Raw genomic sequence first — 24,518 nt, forward strand, 5'->3', positions numbered from 1 at the left:
ACGGCATGACGCCGAAACGCTACTGGGACAACTGGACCGAGCAAAACCAATTAGCTATCGCATAGACACTGGACTGCTAACGGGGGCCCAACCAAGAGGAACTGTTTCAGTAGGGCGACATGGTGCGCTGAGAGGATTTTCGTAACGCGAAAGGGCGGCCAAGGGAGAGAGGCGGGCTGGTTTCTCGAGGGCGGCGAGCATGAAGGCTACGTCGTGTGCGTCTTTGCGGACGGCATGCACGGTCCCGGCGGCAGGTATACGGAACTAAACCTGGTGACACCCGACGGCCGGCCGGTGGGACATGAGTAGGATCCGGCCCCCGAGGCATGGCGGCCGCCGTCACAGGTAGTCGGATGGAGGGTCGCTTCCAGCTGTCTTCCATTCCGCGAGCACGTCATCCTGGAGCCGTTGTGGACACGGGCCTGGTAGCCGGCAGACGAGGATCTGGCGGCGGGTCGCGTCTGCGCTGGACCGCCGGCCAGCGCCGATGCTGCTGATCAAGGTGATCGGGAGGATCTGGAGCCGCCGTTCCTTGATGTGTGGCACCGGCATATCGCCCCGGAGCTGTCGCTGCACACAATCCGCCCACCTTGGGTGGAACCACCGGAACCTTCCGATGCTCGCAAACTTGGGAGGTTCCGGTCCTCCACTCCACACCTGCACCGGCCCGCGGTGCAGGTGGACAGCGAAGCCCTTTAGCAGAAGGAACAGTTGTACTGACCATGGGGCCCACATGTTTCTCAGAGACCACCCTGACAGTCAGAGGGGAAAGGAACACTGCTTGGACAGCTTCGAACGGTAGAAATAGTCCAACGAACTTGGACCTACTAATGTCGGTTGCGGCATTTGGTGGCTATGTCACGCGTGTTGTGCGTTGGTCGCAGCGTGACCGCACTTACAGCTAGCAGCGCGTGAAGTTTTTGGGCATGGCAGGTTGGGGTTCCGACGTCGGTTTCGAGACTGATGTCCGCCAGTGAGGCATATATTTCCTTCCGTTGTTCGTGAAGGGTCATCCAACGTTCGGCCACGTTGCCCTTAAGTAGGGGGCGGTCGGGATTTTTGAGCAGTCGCGGAAGTACCGTCGCGGGTTCGGCAGTCAGAGATACTACGGTCAGTGTGGTCAGGTGGTGCCGATTTTGCTCCCGCAGGACGGCACCGCCCCCGACAGCTAAGACGTAGGGCGACGGCGTTAACTGCATGATGCTGGCGATCACGTCGGTTTCGTAGTTTCGGAATGCTTCTTCACCGTGTTCCCGGAACAGTGAAGGAATGTCACCGTGGTGATCCGAAATCAGTTCGTCACTGTCCCAGAACGGCCATCCGAGGAGCCGGGCAAGTTCACGTCCCACGGAACTCTTACCTGTTCCTGTATGCCCAATCAGGACGACGGGCTTCGCAGGTGCCGCTCTTTCGGTTTCTTCCGGCCGCCGGGGAGGTTGGGGTCTGTCAGCACCTCGCAGCGTGACTGCATTTTCGACATCTTCTCCTCTGCGTGCTTCGTGCTCCATACAGCTGCCCATGTTTCTGTCCGGCGTCGATAGTTCTTGGTATCTGTCCTTTTAGTTCCTGCCTGGACTAGAAGCCCCGGCTGACGTGTTGCAGGTGCTTGACGCTGGGTGAGGCCGCCAAGTAGGGCGTGATGAGTTCGCGCCATTGCCGGAATTCGGATGAGTCACGGAATCCGACAGTGTGGTCTTCGAGGGTGGCCCAGCCGACTGTGAGGGTGTATTCGTTGGGGGTTTCGATGGTGCGGTCGAGTTGGAAGCTGAGTGCACCGGTTGATTTTCGAAAAAGCGGAACGGCTTGGGCTGCCGCTGCTTCAAAGTCAGCTTCGGCGCCGGGCTTGATTGTGAGGGTGGCGATTTCGTGGATCACTTGTTCACTCCTTGGGGGAAGGGTGGTGGGTCGTGGAGGCGTGGTTGACCGTGACGAACGCCCCGGGGCCGTAGCGCAACCCCGAGACGTTCTTTGCGGGGCGCTATACAGGCGTGCCGGGGGCTTTGCGGGACAATGCTGCCGCCGCGGCTGCCAGCAGGCAGGTGGCGGCGATGGCGGAGGCTACCAGTACCCAGTTGTCGTTGTCGCCAAGCAGTAGGTAGCAGAGGGTGGGTGCGAAGCCGGTCAGGAGGAAGCTGAGCTGTGTTGCGAGTGCCACTCCGGTGTAACGGACTTCGGGGGTGAACATCTGGGCGAAGAAGGACGGCCACAAAGCGTTTGGTGCCGCGTAGAGGACGCCTTTGAGCACGATAGTTGCGATGACGATGAGGACAATGTTTCCCGTGATGATCGCTCCGAGGAAGCCGAAGATCCCAACACCACAGAGGATACTGCCGGTGACGTAGACCTTTTTGAAGCCAATTTTGTCTGCAAGTGATCCGAACAGCGGATGGAAGAAAAGCGCGACGATTTGGCTGATGGAAAGGGCTGCGAGCATCGTGGGCCGGTCGACTCCATGTGTCTGTGTAGCGTAGGAGAGCCCGAAGACGAGGACCACGGTTGAGATGACGATGGTGAAGGCGGAGACGAAGACGGACAGGAACGCCAGGGGTTGTTTCCGCAGTACGGTGCCGAGCGGAAGTTTCGCTACGCGACGACTTTGCTTAGCTTTGACGAAGTCCGGGGACTCGTCGACACCGTGGCGGACGATAAACGTTATGAACACCATGACGAAGCTGAGCAGGAACGGCAGACGCCAGCCCCAGGTTTCGAGCTGCTCGTGCGGGAGCGCACCGATGGGGATGAAGACGGCGGTGGCCAAGAGGGAGCCCATGGCGGCGCCGTTAAGGAGCCAACTGGTGTAGAGTCCCCGCTTCTTGGCAGGGGCATGTTCCATGGTCAGCAGGCTCGCACCGACCTGTTCCCCGCCAGCCGAGATGCCTTGGAGGAGGCGACACAAGACAAGCAAAGCGGGCGCCCAGGAACCGATGGCGCCGTAGGTGGGCAGGATGCCGATGGCGAAGGTCGAGGTCCCCATGAGCAGCAGGGTAGCGAGCAGGATGTTCTTACGGCCGAGCTGGTCGCCGAGATGGCCAAAGAGCAGTGCTCCGAGGGGCCTGGCGATGTAGGCCGCACCGAAGGTCGCGAGAGAGGCGAGCATGCCGGCGGTCGGGTCCGCGCCGGGGAAGAAGAGCTTGTTGAACAGCAGGGCCGCGGCGGTGCCGTAGACGAAGAAGTCGTAATATTCGACGGCGCTGCCGAGAAAGCTTCCGAGCGCGGCGCGCCGGGCCATTTTGATCTGTCCGGGGGTTGCCGAGGGAGTGGTGCTGGCTTGGGTGGTTGTCATCGCATCCTCGCTGATGTGATCGGTTTCGGGTGTGTGGGGTTAGGGTGCGGCGGCGAGTTGGGCGCCGCCGCAGACGTGCAGGACTTCTCCGGTGATGAACGAGGCCCTATCGCTGGCCAGGAATTCCACGGCGTTGACGATGTCTTCTGCGACGGCCAAACGGCCAAGCACCGACATCTTCGTGTGCCGATCGGTGAACGCTGCGAATTCTTCCTCGCTTCGTTCACCGCGGGTGAAAGGTGTTGCCACCATGCTGGGTGCCACGGCGTTCACGGTGACGCCAAGGGGTCCGAGCTCAACCGCCAGGGTGCGCGTGAGCCCGACGACGCCGGCCTTTGAGGTCACGTACGCTGTGGGCCCTCCAGCCAGCCAGGTACGGGACGTGATGTTTACGATGCGTGCGCTCCCATTGCTGCGCCAGATCGGCAGTGCAGCCTGGCACAGGATCATTGGGGCCCTGAGGTTGACGGCCATGGAAAGATCCCATTGTTCCGGGACTGTCTCTTCCAACCCGGTTTTGGGGTTGTAGGCGGCGTTGTTGATCAGGCGGTCCAGACGGCCGAAGCGATCAGCGATCCGGTCCACGGCTTTCCGGACAGCGTCGTCGTCCGTGAGGTCAACGGTGACGGCTTCTACGGTCGCGCCGGTTGCACCGGCAATGACACCGGCTTGTTCGGCAGCAGCATCAACATTTGCGTCCAGGATCAGCACAGTATCGCCGTTCTGGGCGAACCGCCGCGCTATCGCCGATCCGAGTGCGCCGGCACCCCCGGTAACAAGTGCGACGGGGGAGGGGTGGTGGGGGGTCATCGTTCCTTCTACGGATCTACAGGGTCAGGCGGGCTGGGGAGTGGAGCTTGAGAAGGCAGGCTTGCCGCGGAGGTAGGCTGCGTTGAAGGCGAGCTTGTCCATGTCTGACCGTGAGGTGCTGAAATCTTCCACAGAGATCCAGCCGCTGTAGCCGGATGCTTCAAGCAGACTTAGTACCCTGTCGACGTCGACGATTCCTTCATCGATGGGTGTCCACCGGTGCTTCCAGGGACCACCCTCCGGGTCGGGAAAGTAGGCCGCATTCTTCAGATGAACGTGACTCAGATGCTGTCCAAGGATCTGCAGTGCCATGGCGTGGTCTTCGTAACCCTCCACGACAAGGTTTCCCACGTCATAGATGACGCCGACAGAAGTGTGGGAGAGATGGCCCACAAGCTGTTGTGCCAGTGACGCGCTGGGGCAGATGGATCGCTGGTGGATTTCGAGCTGGGCCTGGACGTCATAGTGCTGCCCTAGGACCGCAACGTGGCTGAAGAAGTTGCTTGCTTCATCAAAAAGCTTATGAAACCCTTGCGGACCCATCCAAGGAGCACGCAAACGAACCGCGGGAACACCATGACGCTGGGCGATCACCATGAGCCGGTCGACCTCGTCCAGGTCGCCCGAGTCGATGTAGGGGGCCAGGGAGATGACCTCCAGCCCTGCTGCACGCGTCGCAGCACATACCCGGGCAATGTCAGCCTCCTCGGGCCGGACGGTGCAGCGGTTGTTGGCGAGGAAGTCCGGCGCACCCGCCCCGCCCACTTGAGATGAAACCCGCCATTCGATTCCTGCATAGCCCGAGCTTGTCGCAGCCTCGATGGCCTCGTCGGGCGACAGTTCAGGAAGACAGGCGGAGTAGATACCCAGTTTCATGATTCTCCTTGGATCAGGGTGTGCCAGCTTCCGGCGGGGGTGGTTCTCTTCACATCAATTAGAGGCTTGGGCCACACTTCCTGTCTAAGGCCCGTCGGGCAGCCCCGTTATGCTTGGAATGTATAGGTGGAGGTTTTATGGAACTTCGTCAGCTGCACTACTTCTTGGCTATTGCCGAGGAGGGTTCCATCAATCGGGCCGCTGACCGGCTTCTCGTCTCGCAACCGTCGCTGAGCAGGCAGTTGCAGCTCCTGGAGCGCCAGCTCGGACATGAACTGGTAGTACGGAACGCCAGGGGAGTGTCCCTTACGCCGGCTGGTGACGCATTGCGTGACCATGCGCGGCGGATCGTGGCGCTGGAGGCGGCAACAGCAGAAGTTCTTGCAGAGGGCCTTCCCGCCAGGGAAGTGGTTTCCCTGGGGGTGCCGCCGGGAACGTCGGCCGAATGGCTGTTGGGGCTTGTGCGTGAATTGAAGGACGGAGCTCCGGCTTGTGCACCAACCTTGATTGAAGCCAATAGCTCGTTCCAGCTGCGGATGCTGCGGGAGGGTCGCCAGGATCTGGCCATCGTGCACCAGCAGCCGCCCAATGAATACTCTTCGTGGAAGCTGCATCAGGAACCCTTCGGGTTGGCCATAAGACCAGGTTCGGAACTGCAGAATGAGGACAATCTGACGGTGTCATCCCTGGACGGGATGCGGGTGTTGATTCACTCTCGGGAGCAGGTGCCGACACAGCAAGAAGGAATTCTTCGCAGTGCCCTTGAAGCCGGCGTGCAGCCGAAATGGCAGTTTGCGCAGTTCGTCGAACACGCCAGGGCCAGCGCGGAGGCCACGGACGCCGACGCTGCTCTGATTAGCCAACTTACGGCTCAGCGCCAGCTGCCGGGGTGGCAGTGGCGGCCGATTCATGGCCTCCCTCTGGAAATGACGATTTGGCTGGTATCTCAACAGCAAACAAGAGCCGCCGTGAGGGCGGCGGCACAAACCGTTGTTGCCTACGCGGCAGCGAATCACCCCGGGGTACCCCAAATGGGGTCGCCAGAGACGGCTGGAGCCGATACAAGGGACCGGCTGTAACCGCTGCCGAGAGGAGAAGCAGTCTAGGCCGTTTTCGGGACGGAGCCGCCCAAGAGGATACTGAGATCTCTGGCGGCTTGAATGACGGCACCACCTAGACGGGGAATGTCGTCCGCTGAGATGCGGTAGGCCGGGGCGGAGATGGCGACAGCCGCTGGGGCATCGCCCTTATGATCATGCACTGACGCGGCCACCGAGACGTAGTCCAGGCTGGATTCGCGGTTGTTGATCGCGTATCCCCGTTCGCGGACGCCGACCAAATCAGCCATAAGGGATTCTGCGGTGACCACGGCGTTTGGCGTGGTCGCGGCCAGATTATTGGCCTGCAGCCACTGCTGCAATTCGGCCCCATTCATTGCAGCCAGCAAGGCCTTGCCAACCGAGCTTGCGTTCGCCGGGCGTATATCCCCGGCGCGGGTTGATACCCGCACCCCAGCCTGCGGCTGGTGCACGGCGAGGTAGACCACGCCATGGGGCGACAGCTGCCCCAACAGTGCCGCTTCTCCCACAGACGCCGCAAGCCCACGCAGCACGGGCTCTGCCTCCCGGACGATATCCACCGCTTCCAGCGCAACCGCGCCCAGCTGGACCAGCCGAAGGCTCAATGAGTACAAGTGGGTCGCCGGATTCTGCCGGACCAGGCCGGCCTCGGCGAGCTGAACGAGGAGCCGGCGGACTGTACTGGAGGGCAATGATGCCAGAGCTGCTATTTCGCCCAGGCTGAGCTGGGGTTTTCCCGCACCGAACGAGAAAAGGACAGAAGCGGCGCGCTCAATAACAGCGCTCCGCTCAGCAGAAGGAACTTCACTGGGTGGCATTCCTCCATGTTTTCGGCTGGTGCACGCTCCTGTCAATCGTCCTCGCGCCATTCTCTGTTGACGAAGGAGTGTCATCGGGGTCACACTAGGTCCACCACCAGATGAAACTCATTCCACACAGTGGAGCGGGGCCGTTTTCCGAGGGGCCCATCTGGACAGCAAAGACAGAAAGCAAGCAGATGACTCAATCCGCGCCAATGACCAGCCGCGGCACCCCGGCCCAGCCCGCCGATGTGCGCAAAGCGGTAACTGCCAGTGTCGTAGGCACCGTCCTCGAGTGGTATGACTTCTACATCTATGGCACTGCAGCAACGCTCGTTCTGGGGAAGCTGTTTTTCCCCGCAATAAATCCAACCGCTGCTACGCTCGCCGCTTTCGCAACCTATGGAATCGGGTTCTTCCTCAAGCCTGTCGGGGGAGTGGTTCTGAGCAGGTTCGGCGACCGGTACGGGCGCAAACGCGTCATGATCATCAGCCTGATTGTGATGGGCCTGGCCACAGGTGGTGTCGGGCTGCTCCCGACCTACGCCCAGATCGGCATCGGCGCTCCCATTCTGCTCGTCCTGCTCCGCCTGCTGCAGAGCATCGGCGCCGGCGCCGAGTATGGCAGCGCCATCACAATGGTTGCCGAATTTTCGTCCAACCGCCGCCGCGGACTTCTCGCGAGCCTCCCCGCCCTGGGCGTCTCCCTGGGAATCTTGCTCGGGACAGGCATATTTGCGCTGCTGTCACTGTTGCCACAGGAAGCCTTCCAGTCCTGGGGCTGGCGCGTGCCGTTCATTCTGGGTCTGTCATTGGTAGGCGTGGGCCTGTACATGCGGCTGCGGGTGCCCGAATCACCGGAATTCGCCGAACTCACGGCAGAAAACAAGATCGTCAAGGCGCCAATCAAGCACCTCTGGAAAACCCAGCGGCGCAACCTGTTTCTCGCCGCGGGGGCACGCTCAGCCGACGCAGTTGGCGGCCAGCTGTACAACGTCTTCGCCATCACATACTGCACCGAATTCCTCAAGCTGCCCGCCTATGTCGGCCTGACAGGCGTCATGGCGGCGAACTTTGTCGGCCTTGCCGTGATTCCGCTGGCCGGCGTCCTATGTGACCGGTTCGGGCGACGCCCTGTCTACCTCAGCGGATTGGCTTTCCTCGCACTCTTTGCCTTCCCCTTCTTCTGGATGCTGGAGACACGGGAGTTCCCGCTCGTCGTCATCGCCCTCGTGCTTGCCTACGGCCTGGGCGTGAAGGTGATCCTCTCCACCTCCGGGGCCTACCTGGCTGAACTGTTCGACGCCAAAGTCCGCAACAGCGCCGTCACCTTGGCAAGGACCGCGTCGGACCCGATCGCCGGCGTCACCCCCCTGATCGCTACGGCCCTGCTGGCCGCAACGGCTTCATACTGGTCCGTCAGCGTCTTCCTGCTCGTCTTCCTTGCCATCGCCTTCCTCTGCGTGTACATCGGACCCGAAACCCGCCCCAACGAGTCCGGCCTCCTGGAAGAGGCCCCCGCAGAAACTTCCAGCCACACAATCCAGACCCAGGACCAGAACAAATGAAACGAGTTGTCATCGTCGGAGGAGGTTTGGGCGGCGTAGCTGCCGCACTGGCCGCGGCCCGATTGGGCGTTCCCTGCCTCATCATTTCGGAATGCGATTGGATTGGGGGCCAAATATCTAGCCAGGCCATCCCTCCGGATGAGCACCCCTGGATCGAAATGACGGGCTCCACAGCCAGTTACCGCAGCTTCCGCAAGCGCGTGAGGGACTTCTACCGCTCGAACTACCCGCTCATTGCAGCCGCGCGGAACAAGGAAGCTTTGAACCCGGGCCTGGGAAATATCGGCCCACTTGCCCACGAACCCTTTGTCGCAGAAATGGTGCTCGAGCAGATCCTCGCACCCTGGCGAAGCCGCGGACTCATTGAAATCCTTCGCGGATGGAAAGCGGCCGGAGCCGACGTTCAAGGAGACAGGGTTCGCTCCGTCACCATTCGCAACAGCGAGGGTGTAGAGCAGGAGATCGTCGGTGACTACTTTCTGGACGCCACCGATCTGGGCGACCTCCTTGAAGTGGCCGAGGTCGAGCATGTCATCGGCGCGGAAAGCCAGGCACAAACCGGCGAACTGCACGCGCTGCAGGGGCCAGCGGACCCCAGGGACCAGCAGGCCATCACCTGGGCCATGGCCCTGAGGTTATCCCCTCACACCGATAACGTCATCCCCAGGCCGGCACAGTACGACCGCTGGCGCACCTACCAGCCTCACTTCTGGCCCGGCCCAATGCTCGGATGGCAGGTCTCCGATTACGTCACTCATGAAAGCCGATACCGGCCACTGATGCTCAATGAGCCCGACAGCTCAGGCTTGTTTTACGACCTCTGGCACGCACGACGGGTGCTGGCTGCCGAACAAATGGAAGGCGGCTGGGAATCCGACACCACCATTGCCGCCTGGCCCATGATGGACTACTGGGAAATCCCACTGCTCGGCGGGAACACAAACGACACAGCTAAAGCCCTGCAAGAAGCCAAAGAGTTCACCCGTTCATTCCTGTATTGGATGCAGACCGAAGCTCCCCGGCACGACGGAGGGACCGGCTACCCCGAACTCCGGCCACACGGAGAAGCAACAGGAACACCGGACGGCCTCGCGAAAATGCCCTACATCCGGGAAGGCCGCAGAATCCAGGCAGACTTCACTGTTGTTGAAGAACACATCGGCGTAGCAGCGCGGCCAGGCAAGGCAGGTGCCGAGCGATTCCGCGATTCAGTTGGAATCGGTGCATACCGCATGGACCTGCATCCATCCAGCTCGGGACGGAACACTCTCGACTTGGATTCCTGGCCATTCGAGATCCCCCTGGGCGCCCTCATCCCCGTACGGCTGAACAACGTCATCCCTGCCGGGAAAACCATGGGAACCACTCACCTAACAAACGGGGCCTATCGTGTCCATCCCGTCGAGTGGGCAACAGGAGAAGCTGCGGGTGCCTTGGCCGCCTACTGCCTCCAGAGTAAGACCACCCCCCGCGAAACCCGCGACCAAGACTTCCAGCTCGAAGATTTCCAATCGGTCCTCTCCACAAGACTCGATATTGACCTGCATTGGCCCGAGTTCGGAGCCCTGACGCCACTGCGCAGGTTTGGTTACGTCCAAACCGCGGCCAGTTAGGACCTGCACTTTCCCTTTCCCGGACACACGTGGTGGCCAAGACGCTTCCGCAAAAGTGTGTTGAAGACCCGGGCCGTAGGCCCGCCGACTCGAAAGGCCAGAGCACATGCCCGACTCACCGCGCCGAATGTTTCTCATCGGTTCCGAAGCCACCAAGGCCATGTCACCGCCACTGTGGAATAAGGTATTTGAGCAGTTGCAGCTGCAGCACAACTGGATCTACGAAGGATTGGACGTACCCACCAACGCACGTATGGACGAGGTCCGCCAGCGGATTCTGGGCCCCGACGTTGTTGCGGGAAACGTCACGATGCCCCACAAGAGCTGGGCCGCGCGCACAGCAGACGAAGCAACAATGGAGGTCACCCTCAGCGGGGCGGCGAACCTGCTCGTGCATCGGAATGGGAAGCTGCAGGCGCACAATACCGATATAACAGCCTGCCGTGACCTGCTGCCTGTCGAGGACAGGATGCATGCTCTCTTCTTCGGTGCGGGCGGCGCAGCCCGCGCGGCCCTCGTGGCGCTCCGACACACGGCAAAACTCGTTACGATCACCGACCGCGACCAAGCAGCTTCATCAAGCCTTGCTGACCTCGCCCATTCCTTGGGCATAGAATCTCAGGTCATCACTTGGGAGGTAGGACAGGAGCGCGCCCACCAGGCATCAATCATCGTAAACGCCACGCCCATCGGTAAGGCAGCAGAAGACCCGCCCGTCTGGGGAATCAGCAACCTGGCTAGGGACGCGTTTATTTACGACTTCGTCTATGCCGGCCACGAAACAGCAACGATCAGTAACGCAAGGGGACGAGGGCTGAAGTACGCCGACGGATGGGCACACCTTTGTGCACAGGCTCTGGCTATGGTCCCCATCCTGCAACTACCTTCCCAGACGAGCCAGATACTGCCGACGGTCCTTGGGGCTTTGAAAGAAGCAGCTACTACGGGCGAAGTGGTCGGCGCCGTCGTATAGCTAAAAAGCCGATAATGAAGATTATGTCAAGTAGTTGCCTAAAGCAACGTTTCTTTTACGAGTTGGACCCTGCGGTTCACGGCGAGGGCTTGCCTGCAGTGCGACAGCGAACGCAAAAGTAGGTGGGGACCGTTCCACGGTTCCCACCTACTTTTGACCCGGGACTTAGAACAATGCGTACCCGCAGGCCCACTTGGCGTAGCCGAGCCACGCTGAAGCTGTGCCACCCACCGTGACAGGCCAACGGGCTTGACCTATCACCCACGCCCAAACTTGAGGGTTCCAGGCGATGCCAATAGCCGCCCCGATGGGGATGCCGACCGAGAATATGCAACCGGCAAAAGCCGCGGTCTTTTTGGCCCAGGTGTTGTTAGCGAGGCGGACTCCGCTCGGGCGGACGACGGAGGAAGCGCTGACTGCCTGAGTAGCGGGAGCCGCCTGCGCCACGCTAGCGGGGGCCGCCTGCGCCGCAGCTGAGGCAGCCGGGGTCATCTGCGCTGAGACGCCGGACGCGGTCGCGAGGGCATTGGCCGGAGCAGGCACCGCTGCGAACAAGCCGCAGACCAAGGCGATGCTAACTGCCAATTTCTTCAGTAAGGGTTTCAACGTACTGGCCTTTCTTCCGTGTAGTCGCCCTGAGGAATGGTGGCGACGCGAGAAGCGCCGAGATGCTCGGCATGCCCATCTCCCGCCGTGAGGAGCTGGGACCGGCCCCCTAGTTTTGTTGGCCGTGCGGTGACAAAATCAATTACAGCTCAGTGATAATAGGCCTGCAAGAACCATAATTACTGAGTACAGCGTAGTTTTGTACCGGAGGAGGCTTGCCATGGCAGTCAGGGACGAGGCCTGGGGAATCTTCGCCCGTGAACTCAAGACCTGGATGTCGAAGAGGGGATACTCCTCCGCTGATCTGGTCAGAGAACTCACGCTCTTCGGCCACGACGACGTCAACGAGGAGCGGGTCAACAACTGGCGAAAGGGCATAGCGCCCCGCCTGGCCGAACTTCCCTACATCGTCGAGGCCCTGGGAATGGGAGATCGTGGCGATGGAGCCTTTCACCCGGGTTATCTGGCAGAAAAAATGGGCATCGTCCCTCCGGCCGCGGACCCGGACCAGGTCATCGACATGGCATTCAGACTTCAAAAGACTGAACTCAAATATCACAACGCCCTCGCACGAGCAGCCTCCGTCGGATATTCACAAGGTGCGGCCGCCATCGTCAGTGCAGCCACAGCCGGACAAAAGTGGGCCGTCGGCGTATGGCCGGCGGTTGAGGGGCCTGCCGATTGCCGCATGCACGTATCGGACAGAATAGACATCCGCCGGAACTCAAGCTATGACAGAACCCCACTAAGCACCGACGAGGTCTGGCAGGACGAGTCAATGAAGGACGCCCTTCGCATCGCCTACGCCATGCCGGCGACCCGCGGCCCTCGATGGGCCTACAAAGACCCGACCGTTACCAACTGGTCCATCAGCCATATTGGTGCCCCCATGGCCCCGACCATCAACTCACCGCACCCCGGGTTCCACAGCATCGGTTTTTACTCAGTAACGGTCGACTCCTGGGTGAGTGACGTAGCAAGTCTCGTCGCTACTGTGCTCGGATATGGGCTCTCGACCACACGAGATCTGGCCATGGAGGTATACGGAATCCACGGAAACCAAACAAAGCCCGAACACCGGGAACCAATGCACCAGTGGCTTCTCGACAACCCACCTAAACGGAGAGCATGGAGCCACTACGGCCGACCCAGCCCAGAACAAAGCCCGTTCGGTGACCTCGCTGACGGGTCTGACCGCAGAACCTTTCATGTTTGGCTGCGGGAAGACGAAGACGTCCTCAAAGACTGGGTCAGCTTTACAAAGCGCACGCCCCCAGTCACCTCGCACGATCTGCTCGCTGACCAGGAGCGCATCCAACGGGAAGTTGATGACATGAAGAAGGCCGCGAAGGCTCAGAATCAAGCCCTCCATTTGCTTGACTACGAAGTCAAGCACGTCGGCAAAGACAACGTGGAGGCCCGGTGGCTGCAAGTTCTCGATACTGTCCGACGTATCCTCAACGACCTCGACGCCCAGGGCTATCTGCTACCTGATTTCTCACAGGCCCAACGGAAAATGCTGGAAGCGCGACCAACCATAGCCGGTCCCCTGTACCGGTGGCTGGCAGCACACGACTGCACAGCTATTCGTATGCCCTTGGCAGACGTGTAGCCCCGACCTGCGTGGGGTGCGGGCTATTCTTCCTCGTCGTCGCGAAGTTTGGTGTTCATCCGTGCATAATACGCCTCAGTCGCTGGGACAGGAAGAGCCCAGGGCGCAATCAATTGACAACACCCCGGGCTCTCGTCCGGGCTCAGCGGGAGAAACCACCTTTAGCTCGCTTGGAGCAAGTCGGCCCCTACACCGGGAACTCTTGGCCTTCGCTGCCTTATTGCCGGGCATATCCGGCGCGGGGGTGGGGCCTCACTGCGCTCGTTGCGACCCGACCACATACCGCGACTCGCAAGCCCCGGATCGTCAAGCCCCTGAAAGCCCGGACTTGAGTCCGGGGATGTCTTATCACTGGCGAAGCTCCGATCAAATAGCGGTTGACCGGAGCTTCGGTCCATTATGTGCACGCGACGCTGGGAACTCTCTAGGAAACCGCCTTTCTTGGAGGCAACGTTATGTAAAGCTGGGGCCGGAAGATGCCAAAGATGGTCCTCCCTGTTGCTCACGAAAGGTTGTGGATCGCTCCGGCCCAGCGTGGACCGGAGACGGCCCGGCGGACCGCCCTGGCGCGTCCATGGAAGTCGATATGTGGCAGCCGCGGCGCATCGTCAGGTTTGTCACCGGAATCGCTCCGGGCCGCCGACCGCGCGTTGGTTGGGGAGGTTGTGCACTGGTCGCTGATCAGTCCCATGCCGGCGTACTCGCGCACGGCGGCGATGCCGGCAACAGCATCGCTCTTGGTGTTGAAGGGCTTGGACACGGCCATGACGGTTCCGTCGGGTGCTGTCAGCCGGAACCTATACGCAGATTCGGCGTCCATAAATAGTTCGAACATTCCTGCCATTGCGATCCTTTCGTCTGCGGGATCTTGAGGCCGCATCCGTGCCGCCAGCCAGGCAGGAGGCGTCATTGCCTCCGTTTGCCTTGGTTCCCGCCATCCAAATTTCCGTGAAATTCAGCATGCTCCTCGAGTGTTCCGCAGGGACAGGCGCCGGCGCAAGGCTTCAACCCGGGTTCAGGGTGAAGTGATCCCCCACTCTCGGTCTCACTCCCGGCCTACTCCCCCGCAGCTTCTCCAAGCACCGCCCTGATACCACCTCAACGCTTGCAACTACTTTCCTATTGCATTTGTGTTGCTTTTGAGTTGGCAGGGGTGCCACTATGGATGCATGGAAGCAACAACCAGGCATGACATCCACTTGGGTACCACCAGGATGAACATTCACGACCTTGTGCGCGAGTTGAATGAGAATCTGGGAACGACCGTCGTCCAGACGATGGCCGGCGTCAAGGACAGGACGTCTCCGTTCCGGTGGGCGAAACCGGACGGGCCGGAACCGCGGCCGGAGGTCGAATCACGGCTGCGGCTGGGCCATCGGGTGTGGAAGACCCTGGAACTGGCCGAAGGAAAGCATGTCGCCCTTGCCTGGCTCATGGGTGCAAACCCGCGGCTGGACGAGGAACTTCCCGTCCTCTACATCCAGCACCTGCGGTCCCGGGAGGTTTTGGGAGCAGCCGAAGCATTCGTGAATGACACCTTCGCCGCATGATAGCAGCGGTCAAGGGGCGAAGGTGCGCCTCGACAGGGCTGCGCCTTATTCCGGCGGCGGGCGAGACGGCCTTCCGGGTCGCGAAGGACCGCTACGGCGCGCTGTCCGTGAGGAAAAATTCCCTCGTTGGCCCGATGCCCATCGGGTCCGGTGCCGCCAGTGACCCCCGCGGCAGGTACGACAGCATAGGCTCAACGGTCTACCTTGCCGATTCGCGTCAGTGCGCCTACGCCGAGGTCCTGCTCGGCTTCCGGCAGCAGCGGGCCGCTGTGGCAAAGGCTGCGGAGTCCATCGGCTGGACCGTGGAGGACTACATCACCAGCGTCCGCGCTCAGGCCCGGGCCAACGGCGTCGATGTACCGTGGGCCATTTCAGTGGACTGGCAGATGGACCGTTCGATCTATGAAATCCGTCTTCCACGGCAAGGATGGTGGGTACAAATAGACGACCCTGACACGCTCCGCGCTCTTGAACGATTGACGCCCACGACAGCCGGAATGACAGAGCGGCTCCAGCTCCTTACCTCCGGGTCCCTCAGCGGCGAAGACCGTGCGTTGACCACTCTCCTCGCCCACACCATCCGCGGCTCGACCTTGGACGACGGCTCAGAACCCTTAGGCGTCAACTACCCCTCAAAAACCCTGTCAGGCCGGTGCTGGGCGTACTGGGACCGCAGGGCAGACGAGGGCCTCTCTCCGGGCCGCAATGACCTGCTGCAGCTGACCTCCAAGAATGTTGGGCCCGATCCCGAATTCAGCCGCGTGGCGGCGCTCTATGACCTGCCCATCCTGGGAGCACGCTCCTGAATCAGGCCAAAGCCCCGGCAGCGGGCTCGCCGCCGAGTCGGGCCTGGGCCTGTTCCAGCAGCATCGGAGAGGCAGCAGTCAGTACGTCGACATCGCGTTGCAGGGCCGCTGCCTGTACCCGCGCACAGGCGAAATGACGGGTCGCGACAAGCGTCAGGATGCTCGCGCAGCGCCCGGCAATTTCCGTTGCCCCGGCCATGGCCGATGCCCTCTGCAAGCTAAGGACGGCATCCATTGATGCCGCGGGATCCTCAGCTGCCAGGACGGCGAGGAGCCGCGACAGTCGCCCCTGCAACAAACTCAAAAAGTCGCTGAGAAATTGGACAGCCAGGGCAGGGCTCCCAGTGTCCTCGGCAATGTCCCACAGGCTTTGCAGGTCGAGAACATGGCTATGCCAATAAACCTCCGACAATGAAGACACTGAAGGAGCAGCTTCAGCCCCCGCTGGTGCCAGCGCCTCCGCAGCTGCGGGTTGTTCTGCACGAAGTACGTTGCCCATGGTTCTCAAGCGCATCCTAGAAAAATTAAGAGCGCCCGCCAACGGAACCCGAACGCCGGTGAAGGTCAGACGCGCTCTGCATGACCTTCATGCGTGACACTCTTCCTGACAAGGATCAAGCGCGTGCTTGCCGCCAATCAAGATTCCCTCAAGATCGAACGCGGCCGTGTGGGGCCGCGTCGATGAGCGGCTTCACGATCGCCCCGGGCATCCTGCATGGCCGGCACCCACCCCAAACCAGGTTGCTGCCCCACCCATGGGGGCATTTCCTGAGTGGCGGCCTAAAGGGCCTAGCGGCTCATGCCCTTCTGAAGGAGTTTCTGTCTGTTGGCCCCGCGTGTTTTGCGGGCCTTTGCAGGCGTTGATCCTTTACTAACGGCCGCGCTGGCCGGGGTTGCCTGGTCCTGGTCAGCGCTCAGCCGCGCCTGCACGGCTTCGCGGTCGGCGACACCTTCCAAGCTGGCCGCAAGCTCCTGGCGACGTTCGGCTGAATCGTACGTGGTCACGGCCTCTTCCCGCAGTGTCTTAGGGCGTTGATTCTCTTCCGTGACGTCGTGTTCACGGTCTCGGTCTTCCCTGTCGGCCTCGGCCAGGAGCGCTGCGGCCTGGGTGGTCTCTTCACGGCCGGCCCGGCGTTCCTGTTCCGCCTGCTCGCGGTTCTGTTCGACCTTCGCCAAGGCTGCAGCAATCAAAGACGCATCAACTCCGACGTTGTCCACGTCCAAGCCGTAGCGGCGCTGGACCTGGTCGCGAATCACGTCGGCCGCGTCGCGCGCTGCCGGGTCGTGGTCCTTCCATGCAGTGGCAGTCTCGTGCACCCGCTCGACGTCACGGCCGCCGGCTGTGTCCCACCATCGGTTGTCCATGACCGGGTCGAGCTGCGCGCGGGCAGCAGCCCGTTCGGCATCGTACCGGGCCTGCAGTTCCCGGGCCTGTTGTTCCTCGGCCGCCTGGGCGCGCCGCAGCTCTTGTTCGCGTGTCCTGGCCAGCTGCTCACCGCGCCGTCCAGCGACGGTCAGCCCGACCCGAGTCATTCCCTCGATGGCTTCCTCGATGCCGTCAGATTCACTCATGGTTCCCCCTCCTGGTGGTCATCTTTCAAGGTCCGGGCGGGTGCTCCCGGCCGGGGTCGTTGCGTGGGTACGTGCCTGCTCGTATTTCGGTGGCAGCACCGAACCGGCGGGGCGTCCTTGGGTCTGGCCGGCAGTGCTCGTGCGTACTGCTTCGGCCGCTTCACTATCCAGCGCCGGTGTGGGCGCGGGAGTGCTGGGCAGCGCGGCGACGACCTGACTCAATTGGTGCCTCACCATGTGGCTGATCTGGCGTGCCCTGCGAAGATCGTTGGAGGCCTTGTGCATGTCGTGGACGGCCTTGGCGACGTTGAGCAGCTGCCGCAGCATGATCGCCTGGGCGGCGGTTCCGGCGCCGCCCATCGTGGCCGCCATGAGCATCAGCGAGGCTCCACGGGCGGATGGTCCGTCGCTGCGGATGGGGCGGACCGGGTAGCGGCGGAGTTGCGCCGTCTTGGCCAGTTCATCGGCTGCGGCCGCAAGGGGCCCGGGCGTTGGCTCGCTGGCTGTGGACCAGGCAGCAAACGCGCCCGATGTTTCGCGGGCTACATGCGCCCAGGTGGCGTGGTCATCCAGCGGAACCGAGCGCAGGTTTTCGCGGAGCCGTGCCACTTCGTCGCTGTAGTGCTCCCACAGTTGCGGGTCCGGTTCGTGGGCTTCACGGCCGATCATGACAGGACGCCGTCCGCGGGCTGCTGCCTGCCATTCGGCGACGGCTTCGGTCGCCCCTTGCGGGGTGTCCTGCCATTCGCTGCGGAGCTTGGGCAGCGCGAGGTCTTTGGCGAGGTGGCCGCCACCGAACCAGACCGGCCGCCCACCCTTTGGGGGACGTTCGGCCACACTGTAGCCGACCACGACATCGTCGCGTCCGGACGCGTACCGGGGCCGAACCAAAGCACCGGTACGGCGAAGACGGCGGACGAATTCTGCCTCATCCTGGGCCGCGGTCGCGCAGGCACGGACCTTGCGTTCCAGGGATCGGCGTTCCGGTTCGGGAGCGCCGCGCCGTTCGGAGGCTTCGCGTTCACCGGGGCGCAGGCCGAGGGTGGAATGCGTGGGTGAGAGTTCTTCCAGGCCGTACTTTTTCTCCAGCTCACGGGCTACTTGTTGGGCGCGCGGGAAGTCCCGCCAGCTGCTCCACTTGGTGCCGTCCTCGCGGACCATGGACGCGGCAATATGGATGTGGTCGTTCCCGGCCTTGCTGTGGCCGTGACGGATCGCGACCCATTGCGCCGGCGCCCGGCCGCTGGCTTCGGTGAACCCCATCTCGTCCATGAAGTCCTGCGCGATAGACGCCCATTTCTCGTCACTGAGGTCGCCTTCTCCGGCACGCAGCGACAGGGAGCAGTGCCAGACGTGTCCGCCGGGAATCTCGACACCGAGGACGCTGTGGGCGCGGTCCAGTTCCTTGGCAATGGCCCCGGCGGCGTCGGCGTTCAGTTCGTCATCGTTGTGCCAGGCCATGATCGACGGTGAACCCGCAACCAGGTGCGGGTCGGTGTGCTCGTTCGCCCTCCCGGGACCGGCAAGATAGGCGATGAGCCCGTGCATGCGGGTGCCCTTGGTGATGTTGGGAATCATCAGCGCACCATCGAATCAAGCATCGAATTGATCCGATCCGCGACAGCCCGGACACGGGTCAACACGGTGCGGGCAGCATCCGGGAAATCATCCGTGGCATTAGCGTGCCGGGCAAGCTGGTTAACGTTGTTCGACAGGGCTGCAAGGTAGCGGCGTGCGGCCATGAACTCCCCCGCCATCGCCCGGCGTTCAGCCAGCGACTCAGAGTTCTCCGCGTAAAGGGCAGCACTGACCAGGATCTCCGACGGGCTCCGCCCGGTCCGTTCCTCCAGGATCTTCAGCTGCGCCCGTTCGAACTCCGACATCGACACGCGCACGTACTGGGTAGCACCGTCAATGTTCGCGCGGCGCCGGCGGGCGAACCGGCTGGGAGCCTTCGGCTCTTCGCTCATCCCTTGCCCCTCCCCCACATGCCCAGCGCAGCGCCCCGGAATCTCCGGGCCGACACCTCAGTGTCGCCGATCAACGCCCGCAGGCCGTGGATCGACACGAAGGTTATGGCACATAACCACCTAGCTTGCTCCGAAAAATCACTTGCGCCTGTTTTGGCCTTTTTCGGTGGTTGCTGGGTACTGCCCTGCTGGACGCTGCGCGTCTGACTTGTTCACAACGACTGCGTCGTTCCGTTTCGGCTGGGTGAGGCTACTGCCCGGTCCTTCCTTGGCAAGTCTCCGCGGCCGGCTTTCGCGGCATATCCTCGCTCCGCTCCGGTATTCCACGGTCCGGCCGCTCCGACTGGCCAATTCCTTCACCGGCCAAGTTTCGGCAAGCGTGCCGAAAGGAACGCGGCATAGGGATAGCGAAAGGTACAGTTTTGGCTCTCATCTCACCTATCGAAGTGGCCAAGCAATACGGAGTCTCATCGACGCAGCTGCGGCAGTGGCGGCAGCAAGGTATCGGCCCCGAATACTTCCAGTTCACCGCGCGGACCGTCAGCTACGCTGACGACTATCTGCGGGACTGGTTCAACGACCCCAACAACGCCGGCCTTCTGGCAGAAGATCCTCCGGCCACACGGCAGACCTCATGCCGGGATGGGCGCGTCCGGCGGACCCGGCGTCGGGACGATCGTTAGGCTGGATCCCATGGCGAATCTCGACATTGAACAGACACGAAACCAGGCCCGCGCACTCCTGGACTCACGGATAGAGTCAGTGACCAATCTGGTACGGACACGGCAGCGCATCACTGATCTTAGGGACCAGCTCGCATCAGCAGAGCGTGACGACAAGCGCGCGTACGTTCAGGCCACCCGGGACGGGTGGAGCCCCGAGGAACTCAAGAAGCTCGGTCTCGAACCGGCCGCAGCCGGACGGCGCCGCAAAGCCCAGACCAAGGCCGCTGACACCTCCACCGTTCAGGGTGAAGCCCGGCAGCCGGATGAGCAGCATGCGGCTTCTCTGAACTGACGCCCGCATGCGCCCAACCGGCCGGCATCCCCGCGGCTTGGCAAGGCATGGTGCAGACACAAAAAGGGCCGGCTTTAGCCGGCCTTTTTGTTCTCCTCGGACAAAGGAAATCTGGTCACAACACTACCAGCCGCTGCAGCTGCTGCGCGGCAGGATGGTGCGGGTCGCCCGTCGCGCGAACGGCGGTCCGCCGCTGGTGAGTGGCTGTCATGGTGCGCACACGGGCGGCGGACCGCGCGACTTTTGGAAGGTTCCTGGCCCTCGGATGATGAGTGGGCTGGGGGTCTTGCCGGGCGGCGTTCGCGGCCGCCCGGCACGGGACCTTAGGCTTCTTCGTCCGCGGTTGGGGTACCGCTGTCGAGGATGATTTTTTCGACCTCACTTGCGGTGTATCCCCACGTCACCAGCTGGTTCAAGTAGTCCCTGTGGGCTTGGCTCGGGGACCGCCATGAGTCCTTGGCGATCGTCTTCTCGTACCCGGCACAGATCAGGGCGATCAGGGAAAACTCCGGCCGGGCCGTGGACTTCGCCACGTGAGTGCGGAGCGGGTTCCACGCCCAGGTCTTCTCCTCGACCACCTTGGCCCCGACCATCCCTGCAGCCACCTCCCCGTCGTATCCGCTGGCCGTCTCCGGGTGGTGAGTGATCGCGTGGACGGTGAAGTACTGCCAGCCCTTCGGTGCCTGCTTCTTCGCCAACAGGCCGGTCACAAAATCACGGCGTACCACCTGAGCGGACAACATCGCTTTATTGCGCTCGATCAGCGTTTTACGCTCGGCCTTCTGTTCCTCGCTCATGGGACCCTCCTGCTTTTGGTGCACGCCGTCGTAGCGTTCGTACTTTGGGACGAAGACCGTGTCCTTCCACGCCGCGATCACGGAATGCGTGCGGTGCTGGCCGCGGTAATCCGTGGTTATCAGGACGGCGTTGGCGTCCTCCTCAGTTGCAGGTTCCCCGTCCTCCCTTTTCGCGGCGGTGACGTAAAGGTTCTCGTCGTCGGCGTAATGCCCGGCGTCCTCCACGATGGTCTTGCCCTGGGCTTCAAGTTCCTCCTGCAGGGCGGCGAGAGCGGCGGCGCTCTCACGCTTATCGCGCAGGAGCTGGGCGACGTGCAGGAGCTGATCGGGTTCGTCCATCATGACCGACTCGAGCTCCTCAGACGCTGATACGTCACCTTCAAACTCGGCCATGATCAGTGCCGCCTCGAGGGTCCATCCTTTGCCCAGGGCGGCTGCTCCCGCGTCGGAGGATTTGGCCTTCAATGCGCTTTCCACGGCGGTCCGGGTGCGGCCTGTCTTCTTCGCGATCCCTGCCGCCGACACCCCGATCAGGGACAGCTGATGGTACGCGTCGGCCTCGTCCGCTTCGGTCAGTTCGGCGCGCTGGATGTTCTCCACCACCTGCGTCACGATCCGCTCCGCTTCCTCGGGGGACTCGATGATCATCACCGGGATCACCGGACGCCCTGCTTCGACGGCGGCTCGGGTGCGGCGCTGACCCATCAGCACATGCACGGTACCGTCGTCCTTGCGGTGGGCGATGACCGGTTCCATCACGCCGTGTTCCTTGATGCTGGCGACGAAATCCGCGGTGAGGGCGGCGTCCTTACGGACGTTGACATCGACCGTCAGCGTGGCCGGGTCGAGCATCTCCAGTACAGGTGTTGCGCTCATAAAATATCTGTCCTTCTTGTCCGAGAAGTGGGGGTGGGTGGGGCGGCCCTGTGGTGACCGGCCAGCTCCCCTTCCCCTCCCCCGCGTTGTTTTGGCTGCTGGCGGAGCTTGCGGAGCTGTGCCCGACGGAGCGCCCGTCCACCCATAGGGCAAGGGGCGGACATTCTTCGTAAGGAAATCAGCGACGCAGGAGCGCCGTCGAAGATTCCCGCCCCGCAGGCCCCGACGAAGGAGGGGCTGGACGGGCCGGAGCGGGCACGTACAATCCGTCAGGACAGCAGCCAAAAAAGGCGTCGCAGACAAGACAGGGCCAGGGGGTCCGGAGCCCTGCGACGGCACCCCAGGCCCCAACAGCCGGCCGCGGAGCCTGCGGAGCGGACGCCCGCTGCGTGTGAGCCCTGGCGAACCTCGTTGCCCAGGCCTTGGGCCGCAGGGGCGTCATGATCGCAGGTGTCCCATGGTCACGGATGGCGCTGGAGACAACGGATGGCGAGTGGACGGATAATGAGCGGCTATGGCACCAGGCACTGAAGGTTCCCGTGATCCTCTACCAGGGGAAGAGTGGGCCTACCGGCTGCGTGAGGATGCGCCCTCGGAGAAGGTACACATCGTCACAGTGCACCGGAAGGGTCGAAAGATCCGGGTCGACATCCGTCACCTGGAGGGCCAACCACCGGGCAGGGAAGAGAATGTCCCTCGTTCGCGGCTCAAGGTGTCGTGGCAAAACGTTGACCGGTACGACGCCTCCATGGAGGCGTGGAGGCGGCTCAGGGCCGAATCGATTGACGAGCATGAGTCGTCGGCTCTGTGGGCGGCACTCGAGCTGGTCATACCGTCAGAGGTCGCTGAACTCTCCGCCGTATCAAGCGACGACGTACTGACGGTCCACGATCACCAAGCACTCGAAACGCTTACCGGCCAGGCGGTTTCCGGCTTCCAAACCGAATTCTCCTGGCTGGTTCACGACGGCGAGGTCTTCCTATCGCCGCGGGCGGCGATCTCTGTCGCGGAGCGGGCCTGCCGCAGGAACCCTGGCCCGGTCCTGGACCTGGTCATGGCTGAGGAAGCAGTGGCTCGGGAAAAATCCAAGCGTGGCGGGACAACCAAAAACTGGGAGACCCGGGAAGAGACAACCACTTCACCCGAGTATGAATACGATCACTATCTTCGTTGGCAGAAACCCGTTCACGAGATCCTCCGTCAGTGGTGCGGGTACCGGGCGGTGACAGCGCATGAACGGCTCCTGGCTGCAGAAGCCGAAGTTAAGCGCCTCGATATCCTCCTGGCCGAGGCCGTGGACCTCCTCCGCAGGACGGACGAACGCGCCGCGGAAATGATCGAGAGGGAGCACGAGGAGGAGCGCATCACCGCGTATGCGATTCGCCCGGTTCCCCAAAGGCCGCTGAAACCTCATGAAATCCCGCGAATTGAAGTCCCCACCCGTCGCGGCTGGTACCGCTGAGGCAGGTCGGTGCAAGGGCAGTTCAACAATTCCGCCACAAGAACAGCATCGGCCTGCCAGGGGCCGGCTCTCTGGTTTCTCCGGCCAAAGAGCGCAAGGGGGCATGGGGCCGGTCTTTACACCACGGACGGGCGTAGGCTTAGAGTCCGTCGATCAGGCGGGCCGCGGTCGTACATGATGCCTCCCCTCAAGGTCATCGTTAGGGCATCATCAGAAGCGAGGCCGCCATGGCCCAGGACCCCACCCCCAACCCTGGATCCAGCGTCAGCGAACATCTCCAGGACCTGGTTCTCGAATGTGCGGACGTGGCCGAACTGCTCAACGAACTCGCCACTTTTTCAGCCTTCACTCTTTCCATCCACAACGAATTGCTGTGCGGTGTGACGCTGATGCGGCGGAAAAAGCCAACGACAGTGGCCACCAGCGACCCTGACGTGCACGCCTTGGACGAGCTCCAGTACAGCCTCGGGGAAGGGCCCTGCCTGACAGCGCTTCGGGAACAGGCAACCGTCCACGTCCCCAACCTCAGCGAAGAGGTGCGCTGGCCCCGCTACACCGCCGCTGCCTGGGCCGAAGGAATCGGCTCCATCCTGGCCGTTCCGCTCCCGCTCGAAGGCAAAGCCAACGCGTCGCTCAACCTGTACTCCACCCGCACAAATGCATACAGCGGCGAGGACATCGAAGGCGCCGAAGCCTACGCCGCCCAGGCTTCCAAGGCCTTGCGCCTGGCCGTACGGGTCGCGCAGCTGACCGATGACCGGAAAAACCTCACCACAGCGATGGAATCCCGCACCACCATCGATATCGCCGTCGGGGCGATCATGGCCCAAAACCGCTGCAGCCAGGAAACAGCCCTGAAGATCCTCAAAATCGCCTCCAACTCCCGCAACACCAAGCTGCGCGACGTGGCAGCAGCGATCGTCGCCTCCATCTCCGACGACCCGAAAGTGCTGACGCACTTCGACAGCTGAACCAGCCACACCCATGAGCCAAACGCGATGTGACACCCATAGAAGCATCGACGTCGAAGACGCAGAAGCAGCGCCAGGGGTACCGATGCCCTGCAACAGCACCCCCTGGACCCAACAGCTGGCCGCGCCAGCGGACGCCCTTCCCCTGTGAGCACCGGCGAACACACTCCCCCCGGCCGAGCTGGTTGGGTCCCCGGTAAGGAGTCCAGTGTTTGTGTGAGTTTCGTGTCCGAGAATGGGCACAGGAGGAAATTCACGAATCATGGCACGCAGACAC

General features: G+C 62.4%; 23 protein-coding genes. 11 read left to right on the forward strand and 12 right to left on the reverse strand.

Going from position 1 to position 24,518, the window contains the following annotated elements:
- Positions 1–827: 827 nt before the first annotated feature.
- From AB0313_RS20510 to AB0313_RS20530, 5 genes are all read right to left on the reverse strand, one after another.
- A complete protein-coding gene (locus AB0313_RS20510) occupies positions 828–1,508 on the reverse strand; it encodes a shikimate kinase (protein ID WP_366308013.1) in 681 nt (226 codons plus the stop codon).
- A 67-nt stretch (positions 1,509–1,575) separates the two neighbouring features.
- Complete coding sequence (locus AB0313_RS20515) at positions 1,576–1,875, reverse strand: antibiotic biosynthesis monooxygenase (RefSeq protein ID WP_366308015.1); 300 nt, start codon at positions 1,873–1,875, stop codon at positions 1,576–1,578.
- A 103-nt stretch (positions 1,876–1,978) separates the two neighbouring features.
- Complete coding sequence (locus AB0313_RS20520; RefSeq protein WP_366308017.1) at positions 1,979–3,283, reverse strand: MFS transporter; 1,305 nt, start codon at positions 3,281–3,283, stop codon at positions 1,979–1,981.
- A gap of 39 nt (positions 3,284–3,322) precedes the next feature.
- A complete protein-coding gene (locus AB0313_RS20525; RefSeq protein WP_366308019.1) occupies positions 3,323–4,093 on the reverse strand; it encodes an SDR family oxidoreductase in 771 nt (256 codons plus the stop codon).
- A gap of 24 nt (positions 4,094–4,117) precedes the next feature.
- Entirely contained in the window at positions 4,118–4,969 is an 852-nt protein-coding gene (locus AB0313_RS20530; protein ID WP_366308021.1) for a sugar phosphate isomerase/epimerase family protein, read from the reverse strand.
- 137 nt (positions 4,970–5,106) lie between these two features.
- Between AB0313_RS20530 and AB0313_RS20535 the strand changes: the two genes are divergently transcribed.
- A complete protein-coding gene (locus AB0313_RS20535; protein WP_366308023.1) occupies positions 5,107–6,048 on the forward strand; it encodes a LysR family transcriptional regulator in 942 nt (313 codons plus the stop codon).
- 23 nt (positions 6,049–6,071) lie between these two features.
- On the opposite strand, the gene AB0313_RS20540 is transcribed toward AB0313_RS20535, so the two are convergent.
- Entirely contained in the window at positions 6,072–6,941 is an 870-nt protein-coding gene (locus AB0313_RS20540) for an IclR family transcriptional regulator (RefSeq protein WP_366308055.1), read from the reverse strand.
- A 104-nt stretch (positions 6,942–7,045) separates the two neighbouring features.
- On the opposite strand from AB0313_RS20540, the gene AB0313_RS20545 reads away from it, so the two are divergent.
- The 4 genes from AB0313_RS20545 (at position 7,046) to AB0313_RS20560 (ending at position 13,220) form a co-directional block, all read left to right on the forward strand.
- The gene (locus AB0313_RS20545; RefSeq protein ID WP_366308025.1) at positions 7,046–8,416 is read left to right on the forward strand and encodes an MFS transporter; all 1,371 of its coding nucleotides are present in this window, start codon (positions 7,046–7,048) and stop codon (positions 8,414–8,416) included.
- The gene (locus tag AB0313_RS20550) at positions 8,413–10,029 is read left to right on the forward strand and encodes an FAD-dependent oxidoreductase (RefSeq protein WP_366308027.1); all 1,617 of its coding nucleotides are present in this window, start codon (positions 8,413–8,415) and stop codon (positions 10,027–10,029) included. The genes AB0313_RS20545 and AB0313_RS20550 overlap by 4 nt, the downstream gene beginning before the upstream one ends.
- Positions 10,030–10,135: 106 nt before the next feature.
- Positions 10,136–11,002, forward strand: a complete 867-nt coding sequence (locus AB0313_RS20555; RefSeq protein ID WP_366308029.1) for a shikimate dehydrogenase — start codon at positions 10,136–10,138, stop codon at positions 11,000–11,002.
- 826 nt (positions 11,003–11,828) lie between these two features.
- Positions 11,829–13,220: a hypothetical protein gene (locus tag AB0313_RS20560; RefSeq protein ID WP_366308031.1), complete on the forward strand. Its 1,392-nt coding sequence runs from the start codon at positions 11,829–11,831 to the stop codon at positions 13,218–13,220.
- Between the two features lie 502 nt (positions 13,221–13,722).
- Here AB0313_RS20560 and AB0313_RS20565 read toward each other — a convergent pair.
- Entirely contained in the window at positions 13,723–14,064 is a 342-nt protein-coding gene (locus AB0313_RS20565) for a DUF1508 domain-containing protein (RefSeq protein ID WP_366308033.1), read from the reverse strand.
- A 325-nt stretch (positions 14,065–14,389) separates the two neighbouring features.
- On the opposite strand from AB0313_RS20565, the gene AB0313_RS20570 reads away from it, so the two are divergent.
- Together AB0313_RS20570 and AB0313_RS20575 are read left to right on the forward strand one after the other, a co-directional pair.
- Positions 14,390–14,770 carry a hypothetical protein gene (locus AB0313_RS20570; protein ID WP_366307247.1) on the forward strand — a complete coding sequence of 127 codons (381 nt, stop codon included), beginning with the start codon at positions 14,390–14,392 and terminating at the stop codon, positions 14,768–14,770.
- On the forward strand, positions 14,767–15,576 hold the full coding sequence (locus AB0313_RS20575; RefSeq protein WP_366308035.1) for a hypothetical protein: 810 nt from the start codon (positions 14,767–14,769) through the stop codon (positions 15,574–15,576). The genes AB0313_RS20570 and AB0313_RS20575 overlap by 4 nt, the downstream gene beginning before the upstream one ends.
- A gap of 1 nt (position 15,577) precedes the next feature.
- Here AB0313_RS20575 and AB0313_RS20580 read toward each other — a convergent pair whose 3' ends face one another.
- The 4 genes from AB0313_RS20580 to mobC all read right to left on the reverse strand — a co-directional run bounded on the left by AB0313_RS20580 (position 15,578) and on the right by mobC (position 19,118).
- On the reverse strand, positions 15,578–16,075 hold the full coding sequence (locus tag AB0313_RS20580) for an Hpt domain-containing protein (protein ID WP_366308037.1): 498 nt from the start codon (positions 16,073–16,075) through the stop codon (positions 15,578–15,580).
- A gap of 290 nt (positions 16,076–16,365) precedes the next feature.
- Entirely contained in the window at positions 16,366–17,148 is a 783-nt protein-coding gene (locus AB0313_RS20585; protein WP_366308039.1) for a hypothetical protein, read from the reverse strand.
- An 18-nt stretch (positions 17,149–17,166) separates the two neighbouring features.
- Positions 17,167–18,726 carry a relaxase/mobilization nuclease domain-containing protein gene (locus AB0313_RS20590; protein WP_366308041.1) on the reverse strand — a complete coding sequence of 520 codons (1,560 nt, stop codon included), beginning with the start codon at positions 18,724–18,726 and terminating at the stop codon, positions 17,167–17,169.
- Positions 18,726–19,118 carry a plasmid mobilization relaxosome protein MobC gene (gene mobC, locus AB0313_RS20595; protein WP_366308043.1) on the reverse strand — a complete coding sequence of 131 codons (393 nt, stop codon included), beginning with the start codon at positions 19,116–19,118 and terminating at the stop codon, positions 18,726–18,728. The genes AB0313_RS20590 and mobC overlap by 1 nt, the downstream gene beginning before the upstream one ends.
- Positions 19,119–19,540: 422 nt before the next feature.
- Here mobC and AB0313_RS20600 point away from each other — a divergent pair, with 422 nt between their 5' ends.
- Both AB0313_RS20600 and AB0313_RS20605 read left to right on the forward strand, forming a co-directional pair.
- On the forward strand, positions 19,541–19,801 hold the full coding sequence (locus tag AB0313_RS20600; protein WP_366308045.1) for a hypothetical protein: 261 nt from the start codon (positions 19,541–19,543) through the stop codon (positions 19,799–19,801).
- A 10-nt stretch (positions 19,802–19,811) separates the two neighbouring features.
- Entirely contained in the window at positions 19,812–20,135 is a 324-nt protein-coding gene (locus AB0313_RS20605; protein WP_366308047.1) for a hypothetical protein, read from the forward strand.
- 323 nt (positions 20,136–20,458) lie between these two features.
- Here AB0313_RS20605 and AB0313_RS20610 read toward each other — a convergent pair whose 3' ends face one another.
- Positions 20,459–21,808: a ParB/RepB/Spo0J family partition protein gene (locus AB0313_RS20610; RefSeq protein ID WP_366308049.1), complete on the reverse strand. Its 1,350-nt coding sequence runs from the start codon at positions 21,806–21,808 to the stop codon at positions 20,459–20,461.
- Between the two features lie 514 nt (positions 21,809–22,322).
- Here AB0313_RS20610 and AB0313_RS20615 point away from each other — a divergent pair.
- Positions 22,323–23,270, forward strand: coding sequence for a hypothetical protein (locus AB0313_RS20615; protein WP_366308051.1), 948 nt, complete (start codon positions 22,323–22,325; stop codon positions 23,268–23,270).
- A gap of 227 nt (positions 23,271–23,497) precedes the next feature.
- On the forward strand, positions 23,498–24,241 hold the full coding sequence (locus AB0313_RS20620) for a GAF and ANTAR domain-containing protein (protein WP_366308053.1): 744 nt from the start codon (positions 23,498–23,500) through the stop codon (positions 24,239–24,241).
- Positions 24,242–24,518 lie beyond the last annotated feature (277 nt).

The sequence above is a fragment of the Pseudarthrobacter sp. NPDC080039 genome (assembly GCF_040702335.1).
GTDB classification, from domain to species: Bacteria; Actinomycetota; Actinomycetes; order Actinomycetales; family Micrococcaceae; genus Arthrobacter; species Arthrobacter enclensis_A.

Coding starts and splice junctions, on each gene's coding strand:
- AB0313_RS20585 (WP_366308039.1), bottom strand. CDS start 17,148: ATGAGTGAATCTGACGGCATCGAGGAAGCCATCGAGGGAATGACTCGG.
- AB0313_RS20570 (WP_366307247.1), top strand. CDS start 14,390: ATGGAAGCAACAACCAGGCATGACATCCACTTGGGTACCACCAGGATG.
- AB0313_RS20565 (WP_366308033.1), bottom strand. CDS start 14,064: ATGGCAGGAATGTTCGAACTATTTATGGACGCCGAATCTGCGTATAGG.
- AB0313_RS20540 (WP_366308055.1), bottom strand. CDS start 6,941: ATGACACTCCTTCGTCAACAGAGAATGGCGCGAGGACGATTGACAGGA.
- AB0313_RS20545 (WP_366308025.1), top strand. CDS start 7,046: ATGACTCAATCCGCGCCAATGACCAGCCGCGGCACCCCGGCCCAGCCC.
- AB0313_RS20590 (WP_366308041.1), bottom strand. CDS start 18,726: ATGATTCCCAACATCACCAAGGGCACCCGCATGCACGGGCTCATCGCC.
- AB0313_RS20575 (WP_366308035.1), top strand. CDS start 14,767: ATGATAGCAGCGGTCAAGGGGCGAAGGTGCGCCTCGACAGGGCTGCGC.
- mobC (WP_366308043.1), bottom strand. CDS start 19,118: ATGAGCGAAGAGCCGAAGGCTCCCAGCCGGTTCGCCCGCCGGCGCCGC.
- AB0313_RS20610 (WP_366308049.1), bottom strand. CDS start 21,808: ATGAGCGCAACACCTGTACTGGAGATGCTCGACCCGGCCACGCTGACG.
- AB0313_RS20550 (WP_366308027.1), top strand. CDS start 8,413: ATGAAACGAGTTGTCATCGTCGGAGGAGGTTTGGGCGGCGTAGCTGCC.
- AB0313_RS20580 (WP_366308037.1), bottom strand. CDS start 16,075: ATGGGCAACGTACTTCGTGCAGAACAACCCGCAGCTGCGGAGGCGCTG.
- AB0313_RS20555 (WP_366308029.1), top strand. CDS start 10,136: ATGCCCGACTCACCGCGCCGAATGTTTCTCATCGGTTCCGAAGCCACC.
- AB0313_RS20530 (WP_366308021.1), bottom strand. CDS start 4,969: ATGAAACTGGGTATCTACTCCGCCTGTCTTCCTGAACTGTCGCCCGAC.
- AB0313_RS20535 (WP_366308023.1), top strand. CDS start 5,107: ATGGAACTTCGTCAGCTGCACTACTTCTTGGCTATTGCCGAGGAGGGT.
- AB0313_RS20560 (WP_366308031.1), top strand. CDS start 11,829: ATGGCAGTCAGGGACGAGGCCTGGGGAATCTTCGCCCGTGAACTCAAG.
- AB0313_RS20605 (WP_366308047.1), top strand. CDS start 19,812: ATGGCGAATCTCGACATTGAACAGACACGAAACCAGGCCCGCGCACTC.
- AB0313_RS20520 (WP_366308017.1), bottom strand. CDS start 3,283: ATGACAACCACCCAAGCCAGCACCACTCCCTCGGCAACCCCCGGACAG.
- AB0313_RS20615 (WP_366308051.1), top strand. CDS start 22,323: ATGGCACCAGGCACTGAAGGTTCCCGTGATCCTCTACCAGGGGAAGAG.
- AB0313_RS20525 (WP_366308019.1), bottom strand. CDS start 4,093: ATGACCCCCCACCACCCCTCCCCCGTCGCACTTGTTACCGGGGGTGCC.
- AB0313_RS20620 (WP_366308053.1), top strand. CDS start 23,498: ATGGCCCAGGACCCCACCCCCAACCCTGGATCCAGCGTCAGCGAACAT.
- AB0313_RS20510 (WP_366308013.1), bottom strand. CDS start 1,508: ATGGAGCACGAAGCACGCAGAGGAGAAGATGTCGAAAATGCAGTCACG.